Source organism: Pseudomonas chlororaphis subsp. aurantiaca, assembly GCF_013466605.1.
GTDB classification, from domain to species: Bacteria; Pseudomonadota; Gammaproteobacteria; order Pseudomonadales; family Pseudomonadaceae; genus Aquipseudomonas; species Aquipseudomonas chlororaphis_I.
The window spans coordinates 5,142,905-5,158,171 of the sequence record NZ_CP059162.1; the positions used below are offsets into that span (position 1 = coordinate 5,142,905).

A 15,267-nucleotide genomic window follows, 5' to 3' on the forward strand; every position below is an offset into this window, starting at 1 on the left:
GGCGACGCTCAAGCATGCCGGCTATCGGACACCAGGACGCGGGCAGATAGGCGGACAGGCAATCTTTTCAAACCAGTCCGCATTTCTGATAATTGGTGCTGGCATAACGCCTTTATCCAGTTCAATATTTGTCACAGAATTGACGCCAAGGATCTGGCTATTTTGAGGCATGATGCGGGCCTCTTAACAATTCAGGTTGAACATTTGGCAGCAACGCTTGTCCTAACTGACATCCCGCGGCCAATTCCGAGAACCGCTCCCCTGAACTAACCGGTTAAATATATGCGCCCATTGAAACAGGCAATTTATTCCAGCCGTACGGCTGACAAGTTCGTCGTACGTCTACCCGACGGGATGCGTGAACGCATTGCCGAGGTGGCACGCAATCATCACCGCAGCATGAACTCCGAAATCATCGCGCGCCTGGAACAGAGTCTTATTCAGGAAGGCGCCCTGGGTGAAGAGTTGAGCATGCGCCTGGACAGCCCAGAGCTCTCCTTGCATGAACGCGAACTGCTGCAACGTTTCCGTCAACTTTCCCACCGCCAGCAGAACGCCCTCGTTTCGCTGATCGCCCATGACGCCGAAATGGCCGCAGACGCTTCCTGATTCGACCTCGAAAGCTAGAGCCAGCCTTGTGCTGGCTTTTTTTTACCCGAAATTTACCGCTGAGCGCTAGAAAACACTGAAGCCTGGATCGCAAGGGGATGGAGAAAACGATACAGCCCCATTAGAGGGGCTGTATGCAGGATCAAAGCAGGAAGATGGTGGCCAGCCCAAGGAAGATAAAGAAGCCGCCACTGTCGGTCATGGCCGTGATCATGACGCTGGCTCCCATTGCCGGGTCGCGCCCCAGACGCGCCAGCGTCATCGGAATCAGAACCCCCATCAGCGCCGCCAGCAACAGGTTGAGTGTCATGGCCGCCGTCATCACCACACCCAACGACCAGCTGCCATAGAGCAGATAGGCCACCACGCCGATCACTCCGCCCCAGACCAGGCCGTTGATCAAGGCCACCGCCAGCTCCTTGCGCATCAGTCGTGAGGTATTGCCGGTACTGACCTGGTCCAGCGCCATGGCGCGAACAATCATGGTGATGGTCTGGTTACCCGAGTTGCCACCAATACCCGCCACAATCGGCATCAGGGCCGCCAAGGCCACCAGCTTTTCGATGGAGCCTTCAAACAGGCCGATCACTCGCGAAGCGACGAATGCAGTGATCAGGTTGATTGCCAGCCAGGCCCAGCGGTTGCGCAGGGAACGCCAGACCGAGGCAAAAATATCTTCCTCTTCCCGCAGACCGGCCATGTTGAGAACTTCGGTCTCGCTCTCCTCACGAATCAGGTCGACCATTTCGTCGATGGTCAGACGGCCGATCAATTTGCCGTTCTTGTCGACCACCGGCGCCGAGATCAAGTCGTAACGCTCGAATGCTTGCGCAGCGTCGTAGGCATCTTCATCCGGATGGAAACTTACCGGGTCGCTGGCCATGACTTCCGAAACCTGTTTCTCCGGATCATTCACCAGCAACCGCTTGATGGGCAGCACGCCCTTGAGTACACCGTCATAGTCGACGACGAACAGCTTGTCGGTATGGCCTGGCAACTCTTTGAGGCGACGCAGATAACGCAGAACCACTTCAAGGCTGACATCCTCACGGATGGTCACCATCTCGAAGTCCATCAACGCACCGACCTGCTCCTCGTCATACGACAAGGCGGAGCGAACGCGCTCACGCTGCTGGCCGTCCAATGCCTCCATCAGCTCATGGACAACGTCTCGCGGCAGCTCAGGAGCCAGATCAGCAAGTTCGTCGGCGTCCATCTCCTTGGCAGCAGCCAGGAGCTCATGATCGTCCATATCGGCGATCAGGGTTTCACGTACGGAATCGGATACTTCGAGCAGAATGTCGCCGTCGCGCTCGGCCTTGACCAGCTGCCAGACAGTCAGACGCTCTTCGAGCGGCAAGGCTTCAAGGATGTAGGCAACGTCGGCAGAGTGCAGATCGTCGAGTTTGCGCTGCAGCTCGACGAGGTTTTGCCGGTGGACCAGGTTCTCGACCCGATCCTGATGATGGCCTTCCTGACGATGAGTCAGGTCTTCGACCACCCGCTGGCGATGCAGCAGCTCAACGACTTGAGCGAGGCGATCCTGCAGGCTGTCTTGTGTTTTCTTTACTTCTACTTCGGTCATAGGCGAACTCCACTCCCAGCAGAGGAGCACGCCGGAAGGATCAATCAGTCAATTCATGATTGTAAAAACGGGATACTGAGTAACTACTGGGTAAGTCCATGGAGGTATTCCACAAGCCCCGGCGGGGCTGACGGGCGCAATCATACACCGCTTGACGGCTTTAAACGTTAAAAAATCATGGCAAGAACAAGCGCTTGCGGCGTAAAGCTGAAGAAGCGCTGAATCTATAAAGCTGCGACGCACCATCCGAAAAAGAAAACACACCCCAGACGAAAAAACTGCGCCCGGAACTCGCCCCCGCTATCAACTCACAATTGCCGGGAGCCTTCGAAAGGCCACATCAAAAAGACAGGAACACGCTGAATACGACGCCAGAATGATCGCGACGTTCAAAGAGAGGAATCAATAAAGAAGGGAGAAAACCCAAATGACAGAAAGCAAAAAGCCCGCAATGAATGCGGGCTTCTTGGTATATGGTGCACTCGACAGGATTCGAACCTGTGACCGCTCGGTTCGTAGCCGAGTACTCTATCCAGCTGAGCTACGAGTGCATTTTGTGTTTTTAGACCAGATCACAACTGGTTGAAGCCAAGTTATTCACATTACTGAAAACAACTCTTAAATGGTGCACTCGACAGGATTCGAACCTGTGACCGCTCGGTTCGTAGCCGAGTACTCTATCCAGCTGAGCTACGAGTGCATTTGTTGCCGCGCATTATAGACCGTTAAATCTTTTTGTAAAGCACTTTTTCTAGTAATTTCAACAACTTACAGAAGAAGCCAGATTACAACGAACTAAGTGAATAATGGCGGAGAACGGGGGATTCGAACCCCCGACACCCTTGTGAGGTGTACTCCCTTAGCAGGGGAGCGCCTTCGGCCACTCGGCCAGCTCTCCGCAACACGGGGCGTATATTAACCAGCTTTCTCCCCGTTTGCAAACAAAAAAAACGATAAAAATTAATGGCTTGGTTCTTCGTCCTTCTCTTTCTTTATCCGCAGGTAAATTTCCTCACGATGCACCGCTACCTCTTTAGGGGCGTTGACACCGATACGCACTTGATTTCCTTTGACGCCAAGCACTGTCACGGTGATTTCGCCATCACCAATAATCAGGCTTTCTGCGCACCGACGAGTCAGAATCAGCATACCTTTCTCCTCACGCATTTCATTTCAGGGACAACAGTCTGCAAAAAAAAGGGTATCGACCTACAACCAGGACGGCCGTAGCCCTACACGCCTAAGTATTGACTAGCGCGAGCAAAAGAACAGTTTTCTGTCACGCCGATCAAAAAAACGAAGGGCGCGGTAAACCGCGCCCTTCGGGCAACGCATCACTCGCCCTGTCGGGCCGGAGCGTCCAGTTCGAAAGCCGTGTGCAGAGCGCGCACAGCCAGTTCCAGGTACTTCTCTTCGATCACCACGGAAACCTTGATTTCCGAGGTCGAGATCATCTGGATGTTGATGCTTTCCTTGGCCAGGGCTTCGAACATGCGGCTGGCAACGCCCGCGTGGGAGCGCATGCCGACGCCAACGATCGAGACCTTGGCGATCTTGGTGTCACCCACCACTTCCCGGGCACCGATCTCACGGGCAGTGTTTTCCAGTACTTGCTGGGCCGCCAGGTAATCGTTGCGGTGCACGGTGAAGGTGAAGTCGGTGGTGTTATCGTGCGAAACATTCTGCACGATCATGTCGACTTCAATGTTCGCGGCGCTGATCGGGCCGAGAATCTTGAAGGCCACGCCGGGAGTGTCTGGCACGCCACGGATGGTCAGCTTGGCTTCATCGCGGTTAAAAGCGATGCCGGAAATGATCGGCTGTTCCATGGATTCCTCTTCATCAATAGTAATGAGGGTACCCGGACCCTCCTTGAAGCTGTGCAGTACGCGCAGCGGAACGTTGTACTTGCCGGCGAACTCGACCGCGCGGATCTGCAGCACCTTGGAGCCCAGGCTGGCCATTTCCAGCATTTCTTCGAAGGTGATCTTGTCCAGGCGCTGGGCCACGGACACCACGCGCGGATCGGTGGTGTAGACGCCGTCGACATCGGTATAGATCTGGCATTCGTCAGCCTTCAGGGCTGCCGCCAGTGCCACGCCGGTAGTGTCGGAACCGCCACGACCAAGGGTCGTGATGTTGCCGTGCTCGTCGACGCCCTGGAAACCTGCGACCACAACCACGCGACCGGCCTTCAGATCCCCGCGAATTTTCTGATCGTCGATCTGCAATATGCGCGCTTTATTGTGCGCGCTATCGGTCAGAATCCGCACCTGGTTGCCGGTATACGACACTGCGGGCACGCCGCGCTTGATCAGCGCCATGGCCAGCAGTGCGATCGTCACCTGCTCACCGGTGGAAACGATCACGTCCAGCTCGCGAGGAACCGGCTGACCGTCGCCGCTGATTTGCTTGGCAAGGTCGATCAGACGGTTGGTTTCGCCGCTCATGGCCGACAGCACAACCACCAGGTCGTCACCGGCTTCGCGGAATTTTTTCACCTTGTCGGCGACCTGCTCGATTCTTTCGACGGAACCGACCGAGGTGCCTCCAAATTTCTGTACGATCAAAGCCATTTCTAAGCCGCCTCAGCCCGTAAAGGGGCGCCCATTAATCAATCAAACTGCGCAGCTCCAAAGCCCGCCACTAGACGACGGGCTCGGCTTGGAACCTTAAATCCCCTGCTCGACGAACGGAACGGTCAAGGCCAGCGCGGCATCCAGCGCAGCGGCATCGACGCCACCGCCCTGCGCCATGTCCGGACGACCACCGCCCTTCCCGCCCACTGCCGCAGCGGCTTGCTTCATCAAATCACCGGCTTTGAGTTGGCCAGTCAGGTCCTTGGTTACGCCCGCAACCAGTACGACCTTTTCCTCATGGACACTGCCGAGCAGGATCACTGCGCGACCGAGTTTGTTTTTCAACTGATCGACCAGCGCTAACAGCGCCTTGCCGTCCTGACCGTCCAGGCGCGCCGCCAGCACTTTCGCCCCTTTGACATCCAGCGCCTGGGCCGACAGGTCGTCGCCAGCAGCACTGGCCGCCTTGGCCTGCAGTTGCTCGAGTTGTTTCTCCAGCAGGCGATTGCGCTCCAGCACGGCCGACAGCTTGTCGATCAGGTTGTCACGACTGCCCTTGACCAGGGTCGCCGCTTCCTTGAGTTGCTCTTCCGCAGCGTTCAGGTACGCCAGTGCCGCGGCACCGGTGACTGCTTCGATACGACGTACGCCCGAGGCCACGCCGCCTTCGCTGATGATTTTCAGCAGGCCGATATCGCCGGTACGGTTGGCGTGGATACCGCCACACAGTTCGACGGAGAAGTCGCCGCCCATGCTCAGTACACGCACGCTGTCGCCGTACTTCTCGCCGAACAGCGCCATGGCGCCCTTCTGCTTGGCGGTGTCGATATCGGTTTCTTCGGTTTCCACCGCAGTGTTCTTGCGAATCTCGGCGTTGACGATGTCTTCCAGGGCCTTGATCTGCTCAGGTTTGATCGCTTCGAAGTGGCTGAAGTCGAAACGCAGGCGCTGACTGTCGACCAGCGAGCCCTTCTGCTGCACATGCTCGCCCAGCACCTGGCGCAAAGCGGCGTGCAGCAAGTGGGTGGCCGAGTGGTTCTGCGAGGTGGCGTGACGCACTTCGGCATCGACCTGGGTTTGCACCGGAGCGCCAACGGTCAGGCTGCCGCTGGCCAATACGCCGTGATGCAGGAAAGCACCGCCGGTCTTGGTGGTATCGCGCACGTCGAAACGCGCGCTGCCCGCTTGCAGGTAACCGCAGTCGCCGATCTGGCCGCCCGATTCGGCGTAGAAAGGCGTCTGGTCGAGAACAACGACACCCTCTTCACCTTCGCTCAGCACGTCGACCGATTGCCCTTCCTTATAAAGAGCCACCACCTTGGCCGCACCGCTGGTGGCGTGATAACCGGTGAATTCGGTAGCCACATCGACCTTGACCAGGCTGTTGTAATCCATGCCGAAGGAACTGGCGGAACGGGCACGCACGCGCTGGGCTTCCATCTCGCGCTCGAAACCTTCCTCGTCGAGGGTCAGGCTGCGCTCACGGGCGATGTCGCCGGTCAGGTCCATCGGGAAACCGTAGGTGTCGTACAGTTTGAACACCACGTCGCCCGGCACCACGGTGCCTTTGAGTTCGGCCAAGTCCTGCTCGAGGATCTTCAGGCCCTGCTCCAGGGTCTTGGCGAACTGCTCCTCTTCGGCTTTCAGCACGCGCTCGATGTGCGCCTGCTGGGATTTCAGTTCCGGGAAGGCGTCGCCCATTTCGGCGACCAGCGCGGCCACGATCTGATAGAAGAAGCTGCCCTTGGCGCCCAGCTTGTTGCCGTGACGGCAAGCACGGCGAATGATGCGACGCAGGACATAACCGCGGCCTTCGTTGGAAGGCAGCACGCCGTCGGCGATCAGGAAGCCGCAGGAACGGATGTGGTCGGCCACGACTTTCAAAGACGCCTGGGCGTCGTTGGTGCAACCGATGGCCTTGGCCGCCGCGTTCAGCAGGCTCTGGAACAGGTCGATTTCATAGTTCGAGTGAACGTGCTGCAGTACCGCACTGATCCGCTCCAGGCCCATGCCGGTGTCCACCGACGGCGCTGGCAACGGATGCAACACGCCATCGGCGGTGCGGTTGAACTGCATGAATACGTTGTTCCAGATCTCGATGTAACGGTCGCCGTCCTCTTCCGGCGAGCCCGGTGGGCCGCCCCAGATATCGGCGCCGTGATCGTAGAAAATCTCGGTGCAAGGACCGCACGGGCCGGTATCGCCCATGGTCCAGAAGTTGTCGGAAGCGTATGGTGCGCCCTTGTTGTCGCCGATACGGACCATGCGCTCGGCCGGAACCCCGACTTCCTTGGTCCAGATGTCATAGGCCTCGTCATCGGTGGCATAGACGGTGACCCAGAGTTTTTCTTTCGGCAGGTTCAACCACTTGTCGGACGTCAGGAACGTCCAGGCGAAGGTGATGGCGTCACGTTTGAAATAATCGCCGAAGCTGAAGTTGCCCAGCATTTCAAAGAAAGTGTGGTGGCGGGCGGTGTAACCGACGTTTTCCAGGTCGTTGTGCTTGCCGCCGGCGCGTACGCATTTCTGGCTGCTTACGGCGCGGGTATAGGCGCGCTTTTCCTGGCCCAGGAAGCAGTCCTTGAACTGGTTCATCCCCGCGTTGGTGAACAGCAGGGTTGGGTCGTTGCCCGGAATCAAAGAGCTGGAGGCTACACGGGTGTGGCCTTGCTCTTCGAAGAAGCGAAGGAAGGCTTCACGGATTTCTGCGCTTTTCATTAGGTTCTTCCACGGAGACTGCGGCCAAAGGCCTGTGCGAAACGTCATCAGACGAAACGACGGCAAAGGGCCGCATTATATCGGCCCTGAGCTTGGGGTACAGCGTGTTTATACGATAGAGACGGTCAATTGGACGGCTAACACTGTCAGTTGCGGGAAAAATCGATAAAAGTCCCAACGACTTGCTCGATTTGTGCACGACTGACGTCCATATGGGTGACCATCCGCAGCCGTGACGCGGCGCTCAGCCTGATCCCACGCTCGCCGGCAAAGGCCTTGAGGGCCTCTGCCCTGTCGCCCATCGCCACATAGACCATATTGGTCTGCACCGGCTCGACGTCATAGCCCGCCTCACGCAGCCCCTCGGCCAGCAACCGGGCATTGGCATGGTCATCGGCCAGGCGCGCTACATGCTGATCGAGCGCATACAGGCCCGCCGCGGCCAGGATCCCGGCCTGGCGCATGCCACCCCCGACCATCTTGCGCAGGCGTCGGGCCTTGCCGACCAGCTCCGCCGAACCGCACAGTACCGAGCCCACCGGCGCGCCCAGGCCCTTGGACAGGCACACCGAGACAGAGTCGAAGTGCTGGGTAATCTCCCGCGCATCGACGCCCAGCTTGACCGCCGCGTTGTACAACCGTGCGCCGTCCAGGTGCAGGGCCAGGCCATGCTCACGGGTGAAAGCCCGGGCCTGTGCCAGATAGCTCAACGGCAGCACCTTGCCCTGCATGGTGTTTTCCAGCGCCAGCAAGCGGGTACGGGCAAAGTGGAAATCGTCCGGCTTGATCGCCGCGGCCACCTGGGCCAGGTCCAGCGAGCCGTCGGCCTGGACTTCCAGCGGCTGGGGCTGGATCGAGCCCAGCACCGCTGCCCCGCCACCCTCGTACTTATAGGTATGCGCCTGCTGGCCGACGATGTATTCGTCGCCACGCCCACAATGGGCCATCAAGCCCAGCAGGTTGCTCATGGTGCCAGTCGGCACGAACAGCGCCTCGGCGAACCCCAGGCGCTGCGCCAACTCGGCTTCCAGGCGGTTGACCGTCGGATCTTCGCCGTAGACATCATCGCCCGTGGCCGCTGTGGCCATTGCCTCCAGCATGCCCGCCGTGGGTTGGGTAACGGTGTCACTACGAAGATCGATAACGCTCATGAATCAGGCCTCGGCAAGGGGACGCGGACGTCGCTGCGGATAAGGAAAATCTTTCGAACTGAATTACTACGGGCACAACCGCGATTTATCAAGGCCCGCCCAGGAAAAGCCCATCGATGGAGATGAAAAACCGATGTTTATCATCCAAAAGCCGCAATGCGCCGCCGAAAAATATGTGTTACAAACTCACCGCCGCCGCAAAGCACGGTGGCAACGTTCTCAGGGCGGGGTGTAATTCCCCACCGGCGGTAATTGCGCGCAATGCGCATAGCCCGCGAGCGCTTGACGACAGGCACCGCTTCGGCGGCGAATGACGGCAAGGTCAGCAGACCCGGTGTGATCCCGGGGCCGACGGTCATAGTCCGGATGAAGAGAGAACGGGATTGGCGCCAGAGGGCCGTCCACAGACCTGCGCGCGACTGCTTGTGCGCCTGGCCGGTACGTACCCTTAAATCCCTTTCGATTCATAACGCCCTGTTTTTCACACAAACAGGAGTCAGAACAGATGCAACCCACCGCAATCGATAGCAAAAGCAAACAGCATCACGGCGAACGCGTGGCGTTTATCCAGGCCTGCTGGCACAAGGAAATCGTCGACCAGAGCCGCAAAGGTTTCGTCAGCGAAATGCTTGCCCAGGGTTATCAGGAAAGCGATATCGACTTCTTCGAAGTCGGCGGCGCCTTTGAAATTCCACTGCACGCCAAGCTGCTGGCCAAGTCCGGTCGTTATGCCGGCATCGTGGCCGCGGGCCTGGTGGTGGACGGCGGTATCTACCGCCACGAGTTCGTCGCCCAGTCGGTGATCAGCGGCCTGATGCAGGTCCAGCTGGAAACCGAAGTGCCGGTGTTCTCGGTGGTCTTGACCCCGCACCACTTCCACGCCGGCGAAGAACATCAGAAGTTCTTCTTCGAGCATTTCGTGCACAAAGGCCAGGAAGCGGCGAAGACCTGCGCCGACACCCTGCACAAGACTCGCGCCCTGCGTCGTCCTGAGCAGCGGGTAGCGGTGTAAGCGTCAGACGCTGAAAGCAAAATCGCGAGCCAGCTCGTTCCTACAGGGATCGAGCTCGCTCGCGATGCTTTTGTAACCGCGGCCGCAGGCTGCGATAAGGCCCGCAAGGCCTTCTAATCAACCTCAAAAGCGGCGCCCGCTACGCGGTCGATCGCAGTCTTCGGCAGCGGCTACAGGTTGCCGTGTCAGGCCAGGCCGTCAGCCGTGGTCGGCACGATCAGGATTCCGGCACGCAGGCCGTTCTTCACCTTGGGGTTGGGGAAGATGATCCGTGCCCCCTCCTCCTCGACTATCCAGCGGGTCTGGGCGATGTCGTCGGCCAGCAGGTAACCCACTTCCAGTTCAGAGAAGTTCTCGATATCCGCCGGCAGATGCAGGTGGAAGGTATCGCTGTGCTTGATGATTTCCCGTGCAACGCTGAACAGCTGCAAGCCATCCAGCTTCTCCTCCGCCATGGGCGGTTCGCAGCCTTCGATGATCTGCTTCAGGCGGGTTTCCAGACGCTCGACATTCACCCCCTGGTTCTGCCCGAACGGCCGGGCCTTGCCCAGCTCCAGAGTGAAAGACTCGGCGTCCAGCTTGTCGTAGGTATAGGAGCTGAACACGATGGACGGCTTGTTCTGCAACAAGACCGCCTCCATGCCCGCGGCCCGCAGGCGCGCCAGTTCCCGGCGCGAGTGCTGGCGACCTTCCTTCCACGGGTACAGGGCGAACTGCTCGATCTTCGAACCGCGGATCGCCGTGTGCAGGTCGTAGTGCAGGCGAGTACGGTCCGCCAGGCTGAAGAAACTCGCCGCCAGGCGCTCCAGCTCACAGGCGCGTAAAGCCTCGCTGCCACTGCTTTGTTCGTGACGGCCATTGAACAGCCGGTTGATGTCCTGCTCGATGAAGCGTTCGCCGTGGCGCATGGCCTCGGGGTTGCCGAACAGGAACAGAATGCGTGCGCACGGCTTGAGGTCGCCGCGAGCGATGTCGTGCAACAGGCGGTCGAGCAACTCGATCGGTGCCGTCTCGTTGCCGTGGATGCCGGCCGACAGCAGCAGGTCCATGCCATTGTCCCGCGCCTGGGGTGGCCGGACTTCCAGCGCACCTTCGCTCAGCCAGCGCATCCGCACGCCGTCGACAGTCAGTTGAGTCTTCTCCGCCGGTTCACGACCGGCGAGGGTCAGTTCAAGCAGTTTGCCGAGGGCGAGCATAGAACGTTATTCCTTAATGGTCGTGCTGGCAGTCAGGGCCGTGCACGTGATCGTCGTCACCGGCGTCGGCCGGTTCCATTTCCAGTTGCAGACTTACCAGATTAGTCGCCAATGGACGCAGCAGCAGGTTGGCATACTCTTCGTCGCCTTCCTCGACGTCCACGCCGATCAGCAGCTGGCCGCGGCCGTCCTGCTGGATCCACAATTCCTTGCCTTGCCACATCACGGCAACGCGAGTGCAGGAAGTTTCCAGTTGAGTACCGTCGGTGTCTTCAAGGATCAGCTGCAGGGTATCGCTCATTTATTACGCTCTCATCTGGAGGTAAAGCGGCGCGCCTGGATCAGCGGACTCAGGCGCGGGCTTTCAATTGATCTGGAATGGATAAACCGCGCCCAGTTTAAGGATTTGCGTCAGTTCATCCAGTGCCGTCCGGCACTCAAGCAGCAATTGCGGGTCCGCCAGATCGTTTTCGCTCAGGCGGTCGCGGTAGTGCTTGTCGACCCATTGGGTCAGCGTGTCGTACAACGGCGCGGTCATGATAACCCCTGGGTTGACCGCCGCCAGTTCGGTTTGATTGAGCGCGACCCGTAGCCGCAGGCACGCCGGGCCACCGCCGTTCTGCATGCTCTGCTTGAGGTCGAAGACTTTCACTTCGCGGATCAGGCCGCCGGAGCTGGTCAAGCCTTGCAGGTACTGCCAGACCCGCTCGTTGCCGCGGCACTCTTCCGGCACGATCAGCAGCATCGAGCCATCGGCGCGGGATAGCAGCTGACTGTTGAACAGGTAGGAGCGCACTGCGTCTTCCACCGTGACCTGCGAGCGCGGCACACAGATCGACTGGAAATTGCCGCCACGCTTGCCCAGCTTGGCATCCAGCTCGGCGAGCATCTTGTCGGTCTCGAGGAACGCGTCCTCGTGATAGAACAGCACTTCGCCGTTACCCACCGCGATCACGTCGTTATGGAATACGCCCTGGTCGATCACCGACGGGTTCTGCTGGGCATACACCACACCGTCGTCGCTCAGGCCGTGCAGACGGGCGACGGCCTGCGAGGCTTCCAGGGTCTGGCGCGCCGGGTACTTCTGCGGTGCCGGGTAGCGGGTGTCGAAGGCGCTGCGCCCGAAGACGAAGAACTCGACGCCGGCCTGGCCATAGTCGCGGCAGAAACGGGTGTGGTTGGCCGCGCCTTCATCGCCGAACTGCGCCACCGCCGGCAACGCCGCGTGATGGGCGAAGTGCTGCTGGTCGGCGAACATCGCCCCCAGTACCCGACTGGTGGTCGGGTGTTCGATGCTGCGGTGATATTTGCAGTTCAGGTTGGCGGCGGTGAAATGCACGCGCCCATCGCGGGTGTCGGCACTCGGACTGACCGTGGCGGCGTTGGCCACCCACATGCTCGACGCCGAGCAACTGGCGACCAGCAGCGGCATCGCATCCTTGGCGGCGCGCTCGATGACCTGCGCATCGCTGCCGGAAAAACCCAGCCGACGCAGGGCGGCCACGTCCGGGCGTTCCTGTGGCGCCAGCACGCCTTGCTGGAAACCCATTTCCATCAGCGCTTTCATTTTCGCCAGGCCCTGCAGCGCGGCTTCCTTGGGGTTGGAAGACTGCTGGCTGTTGCTCTGGGACGCGACGTTGCCGTAGGACAGGCCGCCGTAGTTATGGGTAGGCCCCACTAGACCGTCGAAATTGACTTCATAGGATTTCATCAGCGAGGCTCCACGAGAATCTGTTGTTATAGGCATCGGTATCAGTACATGTCTTGAGGCCGTCGGCGCCCGCTTCGCGGGCGATCGCAGCCTGCGGCAGCGGCTACAGGGTTACCACAACCACCGACGCCCCGCCGCTCTCTGTAGCCGCTTTGCAGGCTGCGAAGGTCGCAGGACCTTCCAGCAATCTGCAGCGCAACCCATCACACCAGGCGTACACCCGGCGTCAGCGCGCTCGGCAAGGTCAGGCTCGCGGTTTCCAGCGACGCCACCGGATACGCGCAGTAATCCGCGGCGTAATAGGCACTGGCGCGATGGTTGCCGGAAGCCCCGACACCGCCGAACGGCGCGCTGCTCGCGGCACCGGTCAGCTGTTTGTTCCAATTGACGATACCGGCCCGGCTTTCCAGCCAGAACTGCTGGTAACGCGCCTCGGAATCCGACAGCAGGCCCGCCGCCAGACCGTACTGGGTGTCATTGGCCTCGGCGATCGCCGCTTCGAAATCGGCGTAGCGAATCACTTGCAGCAAGGGGCCGAACAGTTCTTCGTCCGGGCGCTCGGCCACGGCGGTCACGTCGAGAATGCCCGGGGTCAGCAGTGCGGCCTGATCCTGTGGCTGGGTCATTTCCAGCAACGCCACGGCGCCATTGGCCAACAGGTTTTCCTGGGCCTGCATCAGCGCGCGGGCAGCGCCAAGGGAAATCACCGAGCCCATGAACGGTGCCGGCTGCTGGTCGAACGCACCGACCTCGATGGTCGAGCTGACCGCCACCAGGCGCTCCAGCAACTGGTCGCCCCAGGCACCTTGCGGCACCAGCAGGCGGCGCGCGCAGGTGCAACGCTGGCCGGCGGAAATGAAGGCCGACTGGATGATGGTGTAGACCGCCGCGTCCAGGTCCGCGACCTGATCCACCACCAGCGGGTTGTTACCGCCCATCTCCAGCGCGAGGATCTTGTCCGGACGGCCGGCGAACTGCTGGTGCAGGTGATTGCCGGTGCGGCTGGAACCGGTGAAGAACAGACCGTCGATACCCGGGTTGGCAGCCAGGGCGATGCCGGTTTCCCGCGCGCCTTGCAGCAGGTTCAGCACGCCCGCCGGCAGGCCGGCTTCGATCCAGCATTTGACCGTCAGCTCAGCGACTTTCGGGGTCAGTTCGCTGGGCTTGAACAGCACGCTGTTACCCGCCAGCAGGGCAGGAACAATATGACCGTTAGGCAGATGGCCAGGGAAGTTGTAAGGGCCGAACACCGCCACCACGCCGTGGGGTTTGTGCCGCAGTACCGCGGTGGCGTCACCCAGCGGGCCACTCTTCTCGCCGGTACGTTCACGGTAGCTCTGCACCGAGATCGCGATCTTGTTGACCATGCTGGTCACTTCGGTGGCGGCTTCCCACAGTGGTTTGCCGGTTTCCTCACCGATGCAACGGGCCAGTTCGTCGGCATGGCTTTTCAGGCTGGCGGCAAAGGCTTCCAGCACGGCGATCCGCTCGTCCAGCGAACGCCTGGCCCAGGCCGGGAATGCCTGGCGCGCGGCCTGCACCGCACTTTCAACCTGGGCGACGGTGGCGCCGTTGCCCGACCACAGCACCTGCTGGGTCACCGGATTCAACGACTCAAAGGCTTCGCCCTGGCCTGGCAGCCACTGGCCTGCGATGTACAGCGTGTTCATTATTTCGACTCCCGGGAAGCAGACAGCGCAACGGCACGGACCTGATCGCCCGCATTGAGTTGCAGGCGTTTGGCGGTCAGCGCATCAACCACCAGGGTGCCCGACGCGAAGCGCGCGGGAGCAGCGGTGATCCGGCAGTCCTCGCGCTTGCGGTTGTGAATCAGGAAAGGCGTGGCGTCGTCGCCCGGCGTGCCGATGGCCAGCACCAGCGCCTGGCTGTCGCGCACCGCGCGGATCTTGGCGGTCTCGCACTCCACCGCCGGGCCGGCGTCGAAGATATCGACGTAACCCTGGTAGCTGAAACCCTCGCTCTTGAGCATGGCCAGCGCCGGCTCGGTATCGGTGTGCACCTTGCCGATCACGTTGCGCGCGCCCTCGGAGAGGAAGCAGGTGTACAGCGGGAACTTCGGCATCAGCTCGGCGATGAACGCCTTGTTGCCCACGCCGGTCAGGTAGTCGGCCTGGCTGAACTCCATCTTGAAGAAGTGCCGGCCCAGGCTTTCCCAGAATGGCGAGCGCCCGGCTTCATCGGACATGCCGCGCATCTCGGCGATGATCTTGTTGCCGAACAGCTGCGGGAACTCGGCGATGAACAGCATGCGGGCCTTGGCCAGCATGCGGCCGTTGAGGCCGGTGCGGTAATCGGCGTGCAGGAACAGCGAGCACAGCTCGGAATTGCCGGTCAGGTCGTTGGCCAGGAACAGCGTCGGAATCTCGCGGTAGATGTTCAGTTCCTGGGAGGCGCTGACAGTCAGGCCGACCCGGAAGTTGTACCAGGGCTCGCGCAGGCCGACCGCACCGGCAATCGCGGAAATCCCCACCACGCGACCGTTGTCGTCCTCGAGCACGAACAGGTAATCCGCGTCGCCGCGCTCGGCTTCGCCACGGAAGGTCTTTTCCGCCCAGCCCACGCGGTGCTTCAGGCGTTCTTCGTTGGCCGGCAAGGTGGTAAGGCCGGTGCCGGTACTGCGGGCCAGGTCGATCAGAGCGGGTAAGTCGCTGCTGCGTACGGGACGAACGATCATGCTATCTCCTC

General features: G+C 60.4%; 12 protein-coding genes, 3 tRNA genes and 1 riboswitch. Of the genes, 2 read left to right on the plus strand and 13 right to left on the minus strand.

Going from position 1 to position 15,267, the window contains the following annotated elements; all coding sequences use genetic code 11:
- The first annotated feature begins 282 nt into the window (after window positions 1-282).
- Complete coding sequence (locus tag H0I86_RS23345; protein ID WP_003178899.1) at window positions 283-609, plus strand: Arc family DNA-binding protein; 327 nt, start codon at window positions 283-285, stop codon at window positions 607-609.
- A 142-nt stretch (window positions 610-751) separates the two neighbouring features.
- Here the strand turns inward: H0I86_RS23345 and mgtE are convergent, their stop codons facing one another.
- From mgtE to ltaE, 8 genes are all read right to left on the minus strand, one after another.
- Window positions 752-2,194, minus strand: a complete 1,443-nt coding sequence (gene mgtE, locus H0I86_RS23350) for a magnesium transporter (protein ID WP_180922354.1) — start codon at window positions 2,192-2,194, stop codon at window positions 752-754.
- Window positions 2,195-2,668: 474 nt separating this feature from the next.
- Window positions 2,669-2,745, minus strand: a tRNA-Arg gene (locus H0I86_RS23355).
- Window positions 2,746-2,817: 72 nt separating this feature from the next.
- A tRNA-Arg gene (locus H0I86_RS23360) sits at window positions 2,818-2,894 on the minus strand.
- Window positions 2,895-3,001: 107 nt separating this feature from the next.
- A tRNA-Ser gene (locus H0I86_RS23365) sits at window positions 3,002-3,092 on the minus strand.
- Between the two features lie 62 nt (window positions 3,093-3,154).
- The gene (gene csrA, locus H0I86_RS23370; protein WP_002554426.1) at window positions 3,155-3,343 is read right to left on the minus strand and encodes a carbon storage regulator CsrA; all 189 of its coding nucleotides are present in this window, start codon (window positions 3,341-3,343) and stop codon (window positions 3,155-3,157) included.
- Between the two features lie 185 nt (window positions 3,344-3,528).
- On the minus strand, window positions 3,529-4,770 hold the full coding sequence (locus tag H0I86_RS23375) for an aspartate kinase (RefSeq protein WP_007921569.1): 1,242 nt from the start codon (window positions 4,768-4,770) through the stop codon (window positions 3,529-3,531).
- A 96-nt stretch (window positions 4,771-4,866) separates the two neighbouring features.
- Window positions 4,867-7,491, minus strand: coding sequence for an alanine--tRNA ligase (alaS, locus tag H0I86_RS23380; RefSeq protein WP_180922355.1), 2,625 nt, complete (start codon window positions 7,489-7,491; stop codon window positions 4,867-4,869).
- Between the two features lie 146 nt (window positions 7,492-7,637).
- Window positions 7,638-8,642, minus strand: coding sequence for a low-specificity L-threonine aldolase (gene ltaE / locus H0I86_RS23385; RefSeq protein ID WP_180922356.1), 1,005 nt, complete (start codon window positions 8,640-8,642; stop codon window positions 7,638-7,640).
- Between the two features lie 211 nt (window positions 8,643-8,853).
- A riboswitch (FMN riboswitch) is annotated at window positions 8,854-9,025 on the plus strand.
- 122 nt (window positions 9,026-9,147) lie between these two features.
- Between ltaE and H0I86_RS23390 the strand changes: the two genes are divergently transcribed.
- On the plus strand, window positions 9,148-9,654 hold the full coding sequence (locus H0I86_RS23390; RefSeq protein ID WP_007921563.1) for a 6,7-dimethyl-8-ribityllumazine synthase: 507 nt from the start codon (window positions 9,148-9,150) through the stop codon (window positions 9,652-9,654).
- 185 nt (window positions 9,655-9,839) lie between these two features.
- Here H0I86_RS23390 and astE read toward each other — a convergent pair whose 3' ends face one another.
- The 5 genes from astE to aruG all read right to left on the minus strand — a co-directional run bounded on the left by astE (window position 9,840) and on the right by aruG (window position 15,256).
- Window positions 9,840-10,850 (minus strand): succinylglutamate desuccinylase, encoded by a 1,011-nt coding sequence (gene astE / locus H0I86_RS23395; RefSeq protein WP_180922357.1) that lies wholly within the window; start codon window positions 10,848-10,850, stop codon window positions 9,840-9,842.
- 13 nt (window positions 10,851-10,863) lie between these two features.
- Window positions 10,864-11,151 (minus strand): hypothetical protein, encoded by a 288-nt coding sequence (locus tag H0I86_RS23400; protein ID WP_007921560.1) that lies wholly within the window; start codon window positions 11,149-11,151, stop codon window positions 10,864-10,866.
- 63 nt (window positions 11,152-11,214) lie between these two features.
- Complete coding sequence (astB, locus tag H0I86_RS23405; RefSeq protein ID WP_180922358.1) at window positions 11,215-12,561, minus strand: N-succinylarginine dihydrolase; 1,347 nt, start codon at window positions 12,559-12,561, stop codon at window positions 11,215-11,217.
- Window positions 12,562-12,764: 203 nt separating this feature from the next.
- Window positions 12,765-14,234 carry a succinylglutamate-semialdehyde dehydrogenase gene (gene astD / locus H0I86_RS23410; protein WP_164485535.1) on the minus strand — a complete coding sequence of 490 codons (1,470 nt, stop codon included), beginning with the start codon at window positions 14,232-14,234 and terminating at the stop codon, window positions 12,765-12,767.
- Window positions 14,231-15,256 carry an arginine N-succinyltransferase gene (gene aruG / locus H0I86_RS23415; RefSeq protein WP_007921553.1) on the minus strand — a complete coding sequence of 342 codons (1,026 nt, stop codon included), beginning with the start codon at window positions 15,254-15,256 and terminating at the stop codon, window positions 14,231-14,233. Before aruG ends, astD begins: the two co-directional genes overlap by 4 nt.
- Window positions 15,257-15,267 lie beyond the last annotated feature (11 nt).

Excerpts from the sequence above, each read along its gene's own strand:
- csrA (WP_002554426.1), bottom strand. The coding sequence starts at position 3,343 with ATGCTGATTCTGACTCGTCGGTGCGCAGAAAGCCTGATTATTGGTGAT.
- ltaE (WP_180922356.1), bottom strand. The coding sequence starts at position 8,642 with ATGAGCGTTATCGATCTTCGTAGTGACACCGTTACCCAACCCACGGCG.
- H0I86_RS23390 (WP_007921563.1), top strand. The coding sequence starts at position 9,148 with ATGCAACCCACCGCAATCGATAGCAAAAGCAAACAGCATCACGGCGAA.
- H0I86_RS23400 (WP_007921560.1), bottom strand. The coding sequence starts at position 11,151 with ATGAGCGATACCCTGCAGCTGATCCTTGAAGACACCGACGGTACTCAA.
- mgtE (WP_180922354.1), bottom strand. The coding sequence starts at position 2,194 with ATGACCGAAGTAGAAGTAAAGAAAACACAAGACAGCCTGCAGGATCGC.
- H0I86_RS23375 (WP_007921569.1), bottom strand. The coding sequence starts at position 4,770 with ATGGCTTTGATCGTACAGAAATTTGGAGGCACCTCGGTCGGTTCCGTC.
- astB (WP_180922358.1), bottom strand. The coding sequence starts at position 12,561 with ATGAAATCCTATGAAGTCAATTTCGACGGTCTAGTGGGGCCTACCCAT.
- astE (WP_180922357.1), bottom strand. The coding sequence starts at position 10,850 with ATGCTCGCCCTCGGCAAACTGCTTGAACTGACCCTCGCCGGTCGTGAA.
- aruG (WP_007921553.1), bottom strand. The coding sequence starts at position 15,256 with ATGATCGTTCGTCCCGTACGCAGCAGCGACTTACCCGCTCTGATCGAC.
- alaS (WP_180922355.1), bottom strand. The coding sequence starts at position 7,491 with ATGAAAAGCGCAGAAATCCGTGAAGCCTTCCTTCGCTTCTTCGAAGAG.
- H0I86_RS23345 (WP_003178899.1), top strand. The coding sequence starts at position 283 with ATGCGCCCATTGAAACAGGCAATTTATTCCAGCCGTACGGCTGACAAG.